This window comes from Streptomyces sp. DI166 (assembly GCF_900091315.1).
In the GTDB taxonomy this organism is placed as follows: domain Bacteria; phylum Actinomycetota; class Actinomycetes; order Streptomycetales; family Streptomycetaceae; genus Streptomyces; species Streptomyces fuscus.
In genome coordinates this window covers 63,059-76,368 of the sequence record NZ_FLSP01000014.1, presented here as the reverse complement: position 1 = coordinate 76,368, position 13,310 = coordinate 63,059, and the positions used below count along the sequence as shown (strand labels likewise).

Annotated in this window: 14 protein-coding genes and 1 pseudogene; 5 read left to right on the top strand and 10 right to left on the bottom strand. The window is 71.4% G+C overall.

The window, feature by feature from the left end; all coding sequences use genetic code 11:
* Nucleotides 1-38: 38 nt before the first annotated feature.
* The gene (locus tag GA0115233_RS09845; RefSeq protein ID WP_093719755.1) at nucleotides 39-314 is read left to right on the top strand and encodes a hypothetical protein; all 276 of its coding nucleotides are present in this window, start codon (nucleotides 39-41) and stop codon (nucleotides 312-314) included.
* A gap of 25 nt (nucleotides 315-339) precedes the next feature.
* Entirely contained in the window at nucleotides 340-1,683 is a 1,344-nt protein-coding gene (locus GA0115233_RS09840; RefSeq protein WP_093719754.1) for an NAD(P)/FAD-dependent oxidoreductase, read from the top strand.
* Nucleotides 1,684-1,812: 129 nt separating this feature from the next.
* Here the strand turns inward: GA0115233_RS09840 and GA0115233_RS09835 are convergent, their stop codons facing one another.
* From GA0115233_RS09835 to GA0115233_RS09805, 8 genes and pseudogenes are all read right to left on the bottom strand, one after another.
* Entirely contained in the window at nucleotides 1,813-2,088 is a 276-nt protein-coding gene (locus tag GA0115233_RS09835; protein WP_093719753.1) for an acyl carrier protein, read from the bottom strand.
* 98 nt (nucleotides 2,089-2,186) lie between these two features.
* Nucleotides 2,187-3,005 carry a 4'-phosphopantetheinyl transferase family protein gene (locus tag GA0115233_RS09830; protein ID WP_093719752.1) on the bottom strand — a complete coding sequence of 273 codons (819 nt, stop codon included), beginning with the start codon at nucleotides 3,003-3,005 and terminating at the stop codon, nucleotides 2,187-2,189.
* Nucleotides 3,005-3,301 carry an acyl carrier protein gene (locus GA0115233_RS09825; RefSeq protein WP_093719751.1) on the bottom strand — a complete coding sequence of 99 codons (297 nt, stop codon included), beginning with the start codon at nucleotides 3,299-3,301 and terminating at the stop codon, nucleotides 3,005-3,007. The genes GA0115233_RS09830 and GA0115233_RS09825 overlap by 1 nt, the downstream gene beginning before the upstream one ends.
* A 4-nt stretch (nucleotides 3,302-3,305) precedes the next feature.
* Nucleotides 3,306-4,982, bottom strand: a complete 1,677-nt coding sequence (locus GA0115233_RS09820; RefSeq protein ID WP_093719750.1) for an acyl-CoA dehydrogenase family protein — start codon at nucleotides 4,980-4,982, stop codon at nucleotides 3,306-3,308.
* A 263-nt stretch (nucleotides 4,983-5,245) separates the two neighbouring features.
* The gene (locus GA0115233_RS09815) at nucleotides 5,246-6,256 is read right to left on the bottom strand and encodes an acyltransferase domain-containing protein (protein WP_176711706.1); all 1,011 of its coding nucleotides are present in this window, start codon (nucleotides 6,254-6,256) and stop codon (nucleotides 5,246-5,248) included.
* A 7-nt stretch (nucleotides 6,257-6,263) separates the two neighbouring features.
* Nucleotides 6,264-6,818, bottom strand: coding sequence for an AfsR/SARP family transcriptional regulator (locus tag GA0115233_RS09810; protein WP_250746130.1), 555 nt, complete (start codon nucleotides 6,816-6,818; stop codon nucleotides 6,264-6,266).
* A gap of 63 nt (nucleotides 6,819-6,881) precedes the next feature.
* Nucleotides 6,882-7,061 (bottom strand): annotated as a pseudogene (locus GA0115233_RS41675) (winged helix-turn-helix domain-containing protein); the annotation flags it as partial.
* A 142-nt stretch (nucleotides 7,062-7,203) separates the two neighbouring features.
* Entirely contained in the window at nucleotides 7,204-8,916 is a 1,713-nt protein-coding gene (locus GA0115233_RS09805) for a fatty acyl-AMP ligase (protein WP_176711705.1), read from the bottom strand.
* Between the two features lie 491 nt (nucleotides 8,917-9,407).
* On the opposite strand from GA0115233_RS09805, the gene GA0115233_RS09800 reads away from it, so the two are divergent.
* A complete protein-coding gene (locus GA0115233_RS09800) occupies nucleotides 9,408-10,550 on the top strand; it encodes a hydrolase (RefSeq protein WP_093719746.1) in 1,143 nt (380 codons plus the stop codon).
* A gap of 52 nt (nucleotides 10,551-10,602) precedes the next feature.
* Nucleotides 10,603-11,025, top strand: coding sequence for a nuclear transport factor 2 family protein (locus GA0115233_RS09795; protein WP_218063441.1), 423 nt, complete (start codon nucleotides 10,603-10,605; stop codon nucleotides 11,023-11,025).
* A gap of 71 nt (nucleotides 11,026-11,096) precedes the next feature.
* Here GA0115233_RS09795 and GA0115233_RS09790 read toward each other — a convergent pair whose 3' ends face one another.
* Together GA0115233_RS09790 and GA0115233_RS09785 are read right to left on the bottom strand one after the other, a co-directional pair.
* Nucleotides 11,097-11,825 (bottom strand): SDR family NAD(P)-dependent oxidoreductase, encoded by a 729-nt coding sequence (locus GA0115233_RS09790; RefSeq protein ID WP_093719745.1) that lies wholly within the window; start codon nucleotides 11,823-11,825, stop codon nucleotides 11,097-11,099.
* A 27-nt stretch (nucleotides 11,826-11,852) separates the two neighbouring features.
* Nucleotides 11,853-12,266, bottom strand: a complete 414-nt coding sequence (locus GA0115233_RS09785) for a nuclear transport factor 2 family protein (RefSeq protein ID WP_093719744.1) — start codon at nucleotides 12,264-12,266, stop codon at nucleotides 11,853-11,855.
* Nucleotides 12,267-12,497: 231 nt separating this feature from the next.
* Between GA0115233_RS09785 and fabG the strand changes: the two genes are divergently transcribed.
* On the top strand, nucleotides 12,498-13,283 hold the full coding sequence (fabG, locus tag GA0115233_RS09780; protein WP_093719743.1) for a 3-oxoacyl-ACP reductase FabG: 786 nt from the start codon (nucleotides 12,498-12,500) through the stop codon (nucleotides 13,281-13,283).
* Nucleotides 13,284-13,310: the final 27 nt, after the last annotated feature.

Sequence of the window (13,310 nt, the reverse complement as noted above, 5' to 3'; positions counted from 1 at the left end):
TCCCCCCACGCCAAGTCCGAGACCAACAGGAGGCCCCAGTGGCGGCGCTGTCCCATGAAGAGATCCGTCGCAGGATCAGCGAGTACATCGAGCAGCAGTTCCTCGGCGAGAGCGAGGTTTCGGAGCTGACGGACGACACCCCGCTGCTGGAGTGGAGCGTTCTCACCTCCATGAACACCTCCCTGCTGCTCTCGTTCATCCGCACCGAGCTGGGGGTCGTGGTGCCCCCCACCCACATCACCGGCCGGAACTTCGCGAACCTGGCGGCCATCACGGACATGGTCCACTCCCTGGCCCCGCAGCCCGCTGCCTGAACCGACCGAAGGAAGAGAGAGCATCGTGGACGCACAATACGACGTCGCAGTCATCGGCGGCGGCCCCGCGGGATCGACCATGGCCTCGTACCTGGCCAAGGCCGGCATTTCCGTGGCCGTGTTCGAGGCGGAGAACTTTCCCCGGGAGCACGTCGGCGAGTCCCTGGTCCCGGCCACCACCCCGGTGCTCCTGGAGATCGGGGCCATGGACAAGATCGAGGCCGCCGGCTTCCCGAAGAAGTTCGGCGCCGCCTGGACCTCGGCCGAGGACCGGGACATCAACCACAACGGCTTCCGCGGCCTGAACCACGACTTCCGCGCCGCCGAGGTGCTGTTCAGCGAGCGCGACCAGGCGGGGGTGGACCGCGACCACACCTTCCACGTCGACCGCAGCAAGTTCGACCACATCCTCCTCAAGCACGCCGAGGAGCTGGGCGCCAAGGTGTTCCAGGGCGTCCGGGTCGGCAAGGTGGACTTCGACGGCGAACTGCCGGTCGTGGAGGTCAAGATCGGCTCCGCCACGACGCAGATCCCGGTGAAGATGGTGGTCGACGCCAGTGGCCGCCAGACCCGTCTGGGCAACCAGCTCAAGACCAAGATCCCGGACCCGGTCTTCAACCAGTACGCGGTGCACACCTGGTTCGACGGCCTCGACCGCAAGGCGCTCGCCGTCAACAAGGACCAGGCCGACTACATCTTCATCCACTTCCTCCCGGTGATCGACACCTGGGTGTGGCAGATCCCGATCACCGACACCATCACCTCCATCGGTGTGGTCAGCCAGAAGAAGCGGTTCCAGGAGTACGGCGGCGACCGCGAGAAGTACTTCTGGGAGACGGTGGCCTCCCGCCCCGAGCTGCTCGACGTGCTGAAGAACTGCAAGCAGGTCAAGCCCTTCAAGACCGAGGGCGACTACAGCTACGGCATGAAGCAGATCGCCGGGGACAACTACGTCCTCATCGGTGACGCCGCCCGCTTCGTGGACCCGATCTTCTCCTCGGGTGTCTCCGTCGCGCTCAACAGCGCCAAGCTCGCGGCCAAGGACATCATCGCCGCCGCCGAGGCCGGGGACTTCAAGCACGAGCGGTTCGCCGCCTACGAGAACAAGCTCCGCAAGGCGGTCGGCTACTGGCACCGCTTCATCGAGGCGTACTACCGCCTCAACATCCTGTTCACCGCCTTCGTCCAGGACGACCGCTACCGGCTGGACATCCTCAAGATGCTCCAGGGCGACGTCTACGACGACGAGGAGCCGAAGGCCCTGTCCGCGATGTGGGAGATCATCGAGGCCGTGGAGAACGACCCGACCCACCTGTGGCACCCCTACCTGGGTCAGCTGAGGTCCCCCACCGCCGCGCCCAGCTTCTGATCGACCCCGGCCCTCCCCCAGCCGGGAGAGCGGCAGAGCTGGAGCGCAACGAGCCGGCCGCGTACCTTCTCCGGAACTTCCGGGAAGGTACGCGGCCGGCTCCGTTGTGGGCGCCCGCCGCGCGGGGTATCAGGCGGCACGCGCGTGCGCGATGACCGTGAGCAGGGCGCGGGGGGTGGGGGCGTCGGCGACGATCGTGTCGGGCAGCATCAGGCCGTACTCGCGCTTGAGCCGGCCGGTGACCTGGAGCAGCGCGAGGGAGTCGTAGCCGAGCCGGTAGAAGGGCGTGTCGACGACGTCGTCGGCCTCCAGGTCGATGCCCTCGGGCACCCCGGCGCTCTCGCTGAGCAGCCGGAGCAGATCGGCGAGGGTGAACCCGGAGGAGGGGTGTTCGGACAGGGTCATGGGTGCCTCCTGGCGAGGGATCGGGTGGGTTGCGGACGTCGGGACAAGGTCTGGGAGGGACTGGGAAGGTCCGGCGGGGTCCGGGCAGGGCCGGGCGCTCACAGCCGCCCGAGCAGCACGCCGAGCAGGCCCTGGTCCAGGGTGGTGTCGGCGGCGGTGTCCTCGGTGCCGCCGAAGCCCTCGTCGCGCAGGGCGGCGCTGACCACGTAGTCGGACTCCAGGGCGAAGGTGCCGAAGCTCCACTCCGGGCCGGTGCCCGGGGAGCCGTCGGGGCGCTGGAGCCGGACGCGCGCGTCGTCCAGCGTGAAGCCGAACTCGGTGAACCGGAAGCGCAGCCCCTGGCCGATGGCCTTGCTGTACGCCTCCTTCAGCGTCCACAGGCGCACCAGGGCGCTGTTGCGGGTCTGCTCGGGCAGCGACTCCAGCAGTTCGCGCTCGTGCGGGGTGCACGCCTGGAACTCCACACCGGTGCCGACCATGGGGCGCTCGGCGCGCTCCACGTCCACGCCGAGCAGTCCGCGCCGGGTGACCCCGACGACCATGACCTCCTCGGTGTGGCTGAGGCTGATGTCGATCTGGTCGCAGCCGCGCAGGTACGGCCGCCCGCCCGGTTTGTAGGCGAGGTCCACCGCCTCGGGGGTGCTGGAGAGCACCCGGGCCGCGGTGTGCTTGAGCAGCAGCCGGGAGGCGAGGAAGCCGTCGCGCACCCGGCGGTGGGTGAGCCGTTGGAAACGGCCCCAGTCGCGGGGGCCGAGCAAGGGGCGCAGAACCCTTTCTCCAGTGTCCTCCGGGAGCCAGTCCGTGACTCTCCCGTAGGTCACCACGGTGCCGCGCTCGGACAGCGGGCGCAGGACGTCGTCCCAGGGGCCCTCGGGACCGCGTACGTGCACGGGGGCCCCGGCGGTGGGGGTGGCCATCAGACAGCCGCCTTCACCAGACGGTCGCGCAGGTAGGCGACCAGGGAGCCCACGGACGTCATGCTGTCGACCATGTCGGGCAGGGACAGCTCGCCCAGCTCCGGCACGGCCTGCTCCACGCGGTACTTCAGCTGCATGATGAGGACCGAGTCGAAGCCCAGGTCCTCACGGAGCAGCGAGTCCGTGCCCACCTCGGCCACCGGGTCGTCGATGACCCGTCGCACCGCCTGGACCACCGCGGAGATCAGATCGCCGGACGCGTTGTCGGCGTTAGTGTCGTCGGCGTGCGCGCTCATGGGGCTATTCCTTCCGGTCGGGACTGTGGAGCGTCGTCTCGTACAGGTCGTAGGAGCGCTGCTGTTCGTAGCGTTCGAGGACCGCGTCGAAGAGACGTCGCTCGACGGCGTCCTGCGGAGCCTTGGGGATGCCCTCCAGGCCCAGCAGCGCGCCCAGCCGGTGCAGCGCCCCGGTGATCCAGGCCGGGTCGGCGAGGAAGGTGCCGGGCCGGGCGGCCCGGTGCTCGCGCCAGACGCCGAGGCTGGCCGCGGCGGCGCAGACCAGGGCGTAGCGGTCGGTGAGGGCCAGGGTGTCGGGGGTGGACAGTCCGTCGCCAGGGGTGATCCGCGCGAACCGGCCGCGCAGTTGGCGCAGTTCACCGAGGAACGCGCCGACCAGTTCGCCCAGTTCGCCGCCGAGGCCGGAGCAGGCGGTGAGCACGGGGACGACGGGGTCGGCCACCCCGGCGGGTGCCACCGCGCCGAGGTCGGCGGGCGGCAGGTCCTCCCAGGGGCGCAGCAGCGCGGCCGGCGGCTCGTCGTCCACCAGCCAGGACTCCCTTGCCAGCTTCGGGAGTTGGGCGACCAGCATGGCCTGGCGGGCGGCGGTTCCGGCGTGGCCCTGGGCCAGCAGCGGCAGGTCGCGGGACATCCGGCCGAAGGCGCCGTAGGGGCCCTTGGCGTCGAAGTACGCCTCGCCCAGCACGGTCGACAGGTCGTGCGCGGAGTCCTGGAGCAGCTTGGGCACGGTGTAGGCGGCGGCCGCGGCGCAGGCGCTGACCCGGTCGGGCAGCAGATGGATACCGCGGGCGGCGGCGAGGGCGACGCTGTCGCTGATCAGCAGGTCCAGCAGGGCGCCGGTGAGCACCTCGCGGCCGTACGTCGACTTCAGCGGGCCGTAGGGGTCCTCGCCGCGGGTCTCGACGGCGAACCGCATGGCGGTGCGCAGCACGGTGTCGGCGGCGGCGATCAGCACCGAGGGCAGCAGGGCCCGGGTGACCACGGAGCAGCGCACGGCCAGTCCCATGCCCTGGCCCGGTTCGCCGACCACGGCCTCCTCGGGCACCGGGCAGCCGGTGAACTCCAGGCCGCCGAACTCGCAGCCGTCCAGGCCCACGGTGCGGTAGCGGTGCAGGGTGCGCAGGGCGCCCTCGGGCAGGATCTCCCGGTCGATCAGCAGCACCTCGTGGCTGCCGTCCTCGGTGCCCGCGATGACGGTGAGGCCGCGCGCGCGGGCGTAGTTGAGCACGGCGGTCTTGGCGCCGTCCAGGCGCCGCCGCCCCTCGCTCCGGACGAGCGCGAACTCGTCGCGCACGAAGTCGTTGGCGTGCGCGACGGCGGGCCGGGCGACGGCGATCCGGCCACCGCCGAGCAGCAGCGCGGCGACCCACTCGCGCTGCGCGGTGTCCCCCGCCGCCCATACGGGGGTGGCGGCGAAGTAGCAGTTGAGGCCGTACCCGAACCCGAGGGAGAGGTCACGGCGGCAGGCGGGCCTGACCACCCTGCCGAGCCCGTCGATCCGCTCCAGCCGTCCGCCGTACTCGGCGGGCACGAACTCGGCGCCGAACCCGTGGTCGTCCAGCATCAGTTCGGCCCGGCGCAGGCTCTCGCCCCCGAGCGCACCGCTGCCTAAGGGCGCCAGCGCGTGCTCCAGCTCGTCCGTGCGGCTCCGGAGCCGCTCCTCGGCCGTGGTCGCACGCACAGATCGCTCCACCGGGGGTCACTCCTCGCGGTCCGCAGGGTCCGGTCCGTCCCCGTGCGGGCGGCTTCCGCGAGCCACCCGCACCAGAACGAACCAAGGCTGCGCCGCACCGCTCAAGCCCTGGTGGACCGCATCGAGCGACTTCCGCACGGAATATGCCGTACCCGTTTGCCGGGTTCCGGTCCCGGTGCCGGGGGCGCTGCGCGCACGGGTGACGGCACCCCGGAACCGGGGGTGGTAGTGACCGTTCCGCCCCCTGCGTACTAGGCGGACCCCCCGCCCGGGGGCCGTAACCATGCCACCCTCGCTGTGGGTTTGTTGTCCGGACGGTCCCCGGGGTCGCCGAGAAGGAGGCTGTCCAGGGCCTGGCGGAGGCGGTCGCGTTCCTCGTGGGGTGCGCCGACGCAGCCGTCGAGCAGGGAGACGGCCCGGTGTCCGTGCCGTCGGGCCTGTACGGCGAGGCCGTGTCCGGGGCCGACCTCGGCGCACAACAGGGCGCCCACCGTGGCGAGTTGCCCCAGTGCCGCGTCCAGCAGCACCGGGCGCGCGGGCTGCAGGGCCCAGAACTCCGGGTCGACCGCCCGCTCGGGCTCCGGGCGGCCGCCCGCGCACCCGGACAGCAAGGGCGTGTGCGGGGCGGTGTACACGGAGGCCTCGAAGGCGGGCAGGGTGTCCAGGCAGGCCTCGGTGACCAGGGGACCGTGCAGTCCCGCGGGCACCTGGACCCGCATCCAGGTCAGTCCCGCCCCCTCCAGCGCCCGTCTGGTGGCGGCGAGTCCGAACTCCGAGCCGGACACGATGGTCTGGCCGGGTCCGTTGGCCGCCGCCACCACGGTCCCGCCCCGCAGGAAGGGCGAGACCGCGGGCGGCGCGGCGGCGACGGCGAGCGCCCCGCCCGCCGGTGCCCCGGCAAGGGCATCGGCCTGCACCGCGACCAGACGCACCGCGTCGGTCAGGGGCAGTACGCCGGTCTGGACGGCGGCGACGAGTTCGCCGACACTCTGACCGAGGACCGCGCCGGGGCGCAGCCCCCGGTCCCGGACCGTCTCACTGAGCGCGTGGCACACCGCGAACAGCAGCGGGTGCACCTCGGCCACGGTGCGCAGCCGCGCACCGGACGACCAGAGCCGGTAGAGCCGTTCACCGGCCTGGCCCAGCAGTTCCAGGACCGTGTCCATGGCCGTGGTGAAGGCGGGTTCGTACCGGTAGAGGCCGTAGGCCATGGCGGGGTACTGGGCTCCCGCTCCGGGCAGGAGCAGTGCGACCGACGGCACGGATCCGTCAGTACCGGCCGGGCGCCCGCACTCTGAAGAGCGAGAGCGGCTGGTCGAGCCGGAGTTCGGAGGAGGAGTCGAGCAACGCCCCCTGGAGCGACTGGAGTTCATAACTCGGGTCGAGCCCGAGTTCGCCGGCGAGCACGTCCCGCAGCCGCTGGTAGACCTCCAGCGCCGTGGTCCGCCGCCCGGCCCGGTACAGGGCCAGCATCAACTGCAGGTGTATCCCCTCGTGCAGCGGATGCCGGGCCGCGAGCCCGAACAGCTCACCGATGATCTCGTGGTGGCGCCCGAGGAGCAGGTCCGCCTCGATCCGGCGGCACAGTATGCCCATCCGGGACTCCTCCAGCCGGGTCACCTCGACGTCGAGGACCCGTCCGCACTCCACATCAGCGAGCGCGGGACCCCGCCACAGTGCCAGGGCCTTGCGGAAGAGGTCCGCCGCCGCCTCGTAGTCCCCTTTCTCCAGGGCCCGGTGACCCCCGCCGGAGAGCCGCTCGTACTCGCGTACATCGACAGAACCGCCCTGGGTGTCCAGCAAGTACCCGCCGGGCTGGGTCACGAGCACACTTTTCGCGCCCAGGGGCAGATCCGGCGATGGGCCTCCGATGGCAGAAGTGATAAGGTTCCGAAGTTGAAGTATGTACGTCTGCAGGGTCGTTGCGACGCTGGGCGGTGGAGTCTCGCCCCAGACTTCCTCCACCAGCATCCCGACGGAGACGGGACGGTCAGGGTTGAGGGCCAGTACTGCGAGAACCTTGCGTGGCTTGACCGCGGAAGGCACCACAGACTTGCCGGTCTGCATCACTCTGCATGCGCCGAGCACTTCGATGTCCATCGGCATCCTCTCTGTTGCCTTGCACTCCGCTGCTGGAATTTCGGCAGCATGGGTTGCGCTGGGTGACGTGATGGTCACGTGATGGTCCGGTGAGCAACTGGAGGTGGGCTCAACTCGGACTCAAGTCGGCCTGGAACACGGGTACTTGCGGATAGAGCGGCCGTATCCCGCCACTCCGCAGCAGTCCCCGCATGGCCGAGCGCTGCAGCTTGCCGCTGGTCGTACGCCGCACCACGCCCTGCCGGACGAGCAGGATGACGGCGTCGGGGATTCCGAACTCCCCGTCCAGATGGGTCTGTACGGCCTCGGCGAGCGACGGCAGTTCACCGTCGAGGAGGCCGTTCTCACGTACTTCCTGGATCACGATGAGCCGGTCGCGTTCCGGACCGGTGGTGACCGCCGCCGTCACCCCGAACTTGGGGTTCAGGCCCTGTACCGAGGTCTCGATGTCCTCCGGCGCGACATCGACCCCGTTGACCACGACGCCCTCCTTGAGCCGCCCGATCACGAACAGCTCGCCGTACTCGTCCACGGCACCGAGGTCGCCGCTGCGCAGGAACGATCCGTCATGGGCGGACGTCACCGCCCCGAAGGTCTCCTCGGTCTCGGCCCGGCGTCGCCAGTAACCCGGCGCCACGCTCTCGCCCCGGATCCAGATCTCGCCCACTCTCCCCGGCGGGAGCACCTGCCGGGTCTCCGGGTCGACGATGCGCAGGTCCACCCCGTACGGCTGCCCCACGCCGACCAGGGTCCGACTGAGCACACCTCTCCTCGGCTCGGCCAGCCGTCCGCCGGCGAGTGCGGTGGAGTCCACCGCGCGTTCCACCGGCGGCCGTCCGGGCCGGCCGCCCGTGACCAGCAGGGTCGCCTCGGCGAGTCCGTACGCCGGGTAGAACGCCTCGGTCCGGAAACCGGCCGGGGCGAACCGCTCGGCGAAGGCGGCCATGGTGGCCTCCCGCACGGGTTCGGCGCCGTTGACAGCGACCCGCCAGCGGGACAGGTCGAGCCGTTCGACCTCCTCGTCGCCGGCCGCCCGGACACACATGTCGTACGCGTAGTCAGGGCCACCGGAGACGGTGATGCCGTACCGGTCGATCATCCGCAGCCAGCTCAGCGGCCGGGCCGCGAAGGCGGCGGCGGACATCACCACGCCCAGGGCGCCGACGTACAGCGGGTGCAGCAACTGCCCCACCAGGCCCATGTCGTGGTACGGCGGCAGCCAGCCGCCGATCACCGCGTGACCGTCCGTCCCCAGCGCCCGGGTGATGGCCTCCTGCCCGGCCAGCAGGTTCCGCTGGCTGATCAGGACGCCCTTCACCTGGGTCACCGACCCGGACGTGTACTGGATGAGCGCGATGTCCTCGTCCGCCGCGACCGTCGGCCGCCAGTCCTCCGGGTCCGGCAGCGCGGCCCGGTCCGCGGCGAGGCACACCAGGTCACTGCCCGCGAACAGCCGGGACAGCTCGGCCGCCACGGCGGAGTCGGCGAGCGCCAGGGACACATCGGCGTCCTTGGCGACGGCGGTCAGCCGCCGGACATTGCGCCCGCCGTCGAGCGGGGAGGGACAGGGCACCGCGGTGGCACCGGCGTAGAAGCAGCCGAGCAGCGCGGTGATCTGCAGCGGCCCGTCGCAGCAGGGCAGCAGCACCCGCTGTGCCGCACCCCCCTGTGACTGGAGCCAGGCTGCCAACTGCCTCGCCTGCCGGTCGAGTTCACCGTAGGTAAGGGTTCTGACCCGCGGTCCTTCCCCATCCGTACGGCGAGGGGTTGACTCGGCACCGACGAAGATGAAGGCTTCGCGGCTGGCATCCGCGGCCTCCATACGACGCCGTAATGCGCCAAGAAAACCACCCATTTCGAACCGCCCCCGTTCGACTCAATGGCGCGAAGCTAACGGCCGATGCTCAAGGAACGCATGACCCCTCCTCGACTCCCGGACGGGCGTCGGGCGCGTGAGACGCATCATAACGAGGGAAGATGCCGTCGCGGTACGGGTAATTCATGACGCGTTGAGGAACCGATCCGGTCGGATCCTGTCCGCGATGAGTCACCGCACCCGCGCTGAACTTGGCAAGTATCGCTCGGAGTCCTGCCGTCCGGATCAGAACGGATTCTCGAAACTCACGAGTAGAACGCGATTACCCCCCTCTTCGATCTCCAGCGGGAGGCGGTAGGGCGCCGGAACCGGCCGTTCCGCCCCCGGAACGCGGCCGCGTCCACCCGTCCTCCGGAGTTCCTCCAAGGACCCTCCAGCCCGGTCCCCGACGTTGAATCCCGGCATGCCGTACGTCCCCCCGCGAGGAGGCAGCATCCATGTCCGGCTCGTTGTCCACCCCCACCGCCCTGTCGAGCGAGGTACTCAAGGCCGCCGAACTGGCCGCCCGGCACGCCCCGGACGCCGATCTCGCCGGGCGGCTGCCCGATGGGGTGGTGGACGCCCTGGTCGCGGCGGGGTTCGCCCGGCACTTCGTGCCCACCCGCTGGGGCGGCCGGGCCGGCGGCTTCGAGGAACTGCTGGACGCGGTGGCCGCGGTGGGCGAGGGCTGCACCTCGGCCGCCTGGATCGCCGCCGTCACCTCCGGTGCCGCCCGGATGGGCGCCTGTCTGCCGGAGGACGGGCAGCGGGAGCTGTGGTCGGGCGGCGCCGACAGCCTTGTCGTCGGCGCCCTCGTCCCCGCCGGGCGGGCCACCGCGGTCGACGGCGGCTGGCGGCTCACCGGGGAGTGGCCCCTGGTCAGCGGTGTGGACTTCGCCGACTGGGCGATGGTCTGCGCATCGGCCCCGGACACCGTCCGCTTCTTCGCCGTGCCGCGCCGGGACTACCGGGTCAGGGAGACCTGGCGGAACGTGGGGATGCGGGCGACCGCCAGCAACACCCTTCTCATGGAAGGGGTATTCGTCCCCGCCCACCGCTGCGTCATACGCGAGGACATCTGGGCCGGGCGCGCCGTCGGCTCCCGGGCGCCGTGTCACACCGCCCCGTTGCGGGCCGTCAGCGGCACCCTCTTCGCGGCCCCCGCCCTCGGCGCAGCCCGTGCCGCCGTACGGGCCTGGTCGGCGCGGATCGCGGGACGGCCCGCCGCGGGCCCGGTCGCACCCCGGGACGACCCGGCGGTACTGGCCGTACTCGCCCGCGCCGAGGGCGAGATCGAGAGCGCGGGGCTGCTGCTGCGACGGGCGGCCCGCGTGGCTGACACGGGGGTCGGCGGCACTGGCGGCTTCGGCAGCGAGGAGGTCCTGGCCCGTGGGGCGCGGGACTGTGCGTTGGCCGCGGAGCAGTTGGTCGGGGCGGTGGAGGGGCTGTTCCGTTCGGCCGGAGCCGGTGCGCAGGCCCTCACCGATCCGCTTCAGCGTGTCTGGCGCGACGTGCACTGCGTGGCGAGTCATACCGCCCTGCGCTTCGAGACCGCGGGCGGCGCGTACGGCGGCCGGCTGTTGAGAGGGGCGACCTCCTGAGCGCCGTACCCACCCCGCCCTTTCTTATGAGGCCCCTCTATAAGGAGTGACTGTGTTCGCCGACCCCGCCCTCTACACGGAGATCGCCCAGTTCTACGCATGGCACATGGCCCTGATGGACAACGGAGAACCGGACGCCTGGGCCGACGCCTACACCGAGGACGCTGTGTTCGAGGAGCCCGGACGCAGCTCGGTGCTGCGCGGCCGGGAGGCCATCCGGGCCGCGATCACCAAGCGCGTGGCGGAACTCGCCGCGGCCGGAACGGTCATGCGGCACTGGACGGGCAATCTGTCCGTCACCCCGCAGCCGGACGGCAGCCTGCGCGCCCAGTACTACTCGCTCGTCATGCGGGCGCCGCGGGGCGAGCGGCCCGACATGTTCGCCCATGTCGTCTGCCGGGACGTGCTGGTGCGCCGCGGTGACCGCTGGCTCATCCGGCACCGGCACATCGGCGTCGACGCCCTGGAGAAGTGAGGGACGGGCGGGGCGCTGCGGGCGGGCGAGGAGCAGGAGGGAAGGGGCGGCCCCCCTCCCCTCGTGCCGTGTCACAGGTTGTGGACACCGCCGTCCACCAGCAGCACCACACCCGTCGAGTACGTGGCCTCGGCGAGCGTCAGCACCGCCTGCGCCACGTCCTCGGGCGTGCCGATCCGGCGCAGCGGGGCGCCCGCCGTGACGGCCTCGCGGGGGCCGGTGAAGTCGGCGGTCCAGGGGGTGTCGATGAGGCCGGGGGCGACCGCGTTGACCCGCACCTCCGGCCCGGCGACATTGGCCAGCAGCCGCGTCATGTGGTTGACGGCGGCCTTGCTGACGGCGTACGGGATCGAGCTGCCGGTCGGCTTGACCCCGGCGACGGAGGAGATGTTGACGATGGCGCCGCCGCCGTCCGCCCGGAGGTGGGGCATGGCCGCCACGCTCGTCTGCCAGGTGCCCACCACGTTGACGTCCAGGATCTCGCGCCAGACGGCGGGCGAGGCGGCTTCGAGGTCGGCGTGCGGGATGAGCCGGGTGGCGCCCGCGTTGTTGACCAGCAGGTCGAGCCGGCCGAGCCGCTCCACCACCGTGCCGACGATCCGTGCCGCCTGCTCCTCCACCGCGATGTCGCCCCGGACGTAGATCGCGCCGGGCAGGGAGTCGGCGAGCTCCTTGCCCTCGTTGGGCGAGTTGCGGGAGTTGACCGCGACCCGGTAGCCAGCGGCGGCCAGGGTCTTCGCGGTCGCCGCGCCGATCCCGGAGGTCGAACCGGTCACCAGGGCGACCCGCTGCGTGGACATGGCTGTGCCTCCTCGGTGGGGTACGGGTCAGTCCGTGCCGTCGTGGGTGACGTGCCGGTACCGCACGAGCCAGCCGTCCTCGTGGCGGACCAGGGTGTCCTCGGCGTAGGTGCTCGCGGTGATCCGCGGACTGCCGCCGCGCTCGGTGGCCAGGGAGAAGGCGTAGTACCGGGTGTGCACGACGCCGTGCTCGTCCTCCGGTTCCACTTCGAGCATGCCCAGCCAGTGGCGGCGGGTGACGCCCTCGGCGACGAGCTGGTCCACCCGCTTCTGGGCGGCGACGGCGATGGTCGTGCGGCCGGTCAGCGGTTCGGCGACGTTCTGGTCGAAAACGCCGTCCTCGGTGAAGGTCGCCGCCCACTCCTCGACGGCGCCGTTGTCGAGCAGCCGCATCTGGCGGGCGTAGAACTGCTGAATCCGCTGGAACAGACCGGCCGTCATGGAGTGTCGTCCCCCTCTTTCCCGGCTGCGCGGAGCCCTCCGCGTCCAGGGTGAAGACTGGCACCGGGCTCTCAAGGTGAACTCGATTCACCGCACCACGGCTGCCGCCTCGGGAGGGCCGCGGCCGGGCCCTGAGAACCCTTCAAGTGCCGTTCCAGGCGGGGCTGTGAGCATCCCCGGGTTGTTCGAACCCTTCCGTTCGGGCCTTCCGGAGCACCGTCAGGAGGATGTATGTCGGAGCAGGAGTCACGGACGGCCGTGGTGACCGGCGCGACCAGCGGGATCGGTCTGGCCACCACCCGGCTGCTGGCACAGCGCGGTCACCGGGTCTTCCTCTGCGCCCGCACCGAGGACAGCGTGCTGCGTACGGTCAAGGAGCTGCGCGACGAGGGCCTCGACGTGGACGGCCGCACCTGCGACGTGCGGTCCCCGGAGGACATCGGGCGCTTCGTCAGTGCGGCCGTCGAGCGGTACGGCACGGTCGACGTGCTGGTGAACAACGCGGGCCGCAGCGGCGGCGGGGTCACCGCGGACCTCACGGACGAACTGTGGCTGGACGTCGTCGCCACCAACCTCACCAGCGTGTTCCTGATGACGCGTGAGGTGCTGAACACGGGCGGGATGCGGCACAAGGACTGGGGCCGCATCGTGAACATCGCGTCGACCGCCGGGAAGCAGGGCGTGGTGCTCGGCGCCCCCTACTCGGCGTCCAAGCACGGGGTGGTCGGCTTCACCAAGGCGCTCGGCAACGAGCTGGCCCCGACCGGGATCACCGTCAACGCGGTCTGCCCCGGCTATGTGGAGACGCCCATGGCGCAGCGGGTGCGCTCGGGGTACGCGGCGGCCTACGACACCAGCGAGGAGACGATCCTGGAGAAGTTCCGGGCGAAGATCCCCCTCGGCCGCTACTCCACCCCCGAGGAGGTCGCCGGGCTGGTCGGCTATCTGGTCACCGACACCGCCGCCTCCATCACCGCGCAGGCCCTCAATGTCTGCGGCGGGCTCGGCAACTTCTGACAGGCACCGCCGACTTCCCAGAGGTGA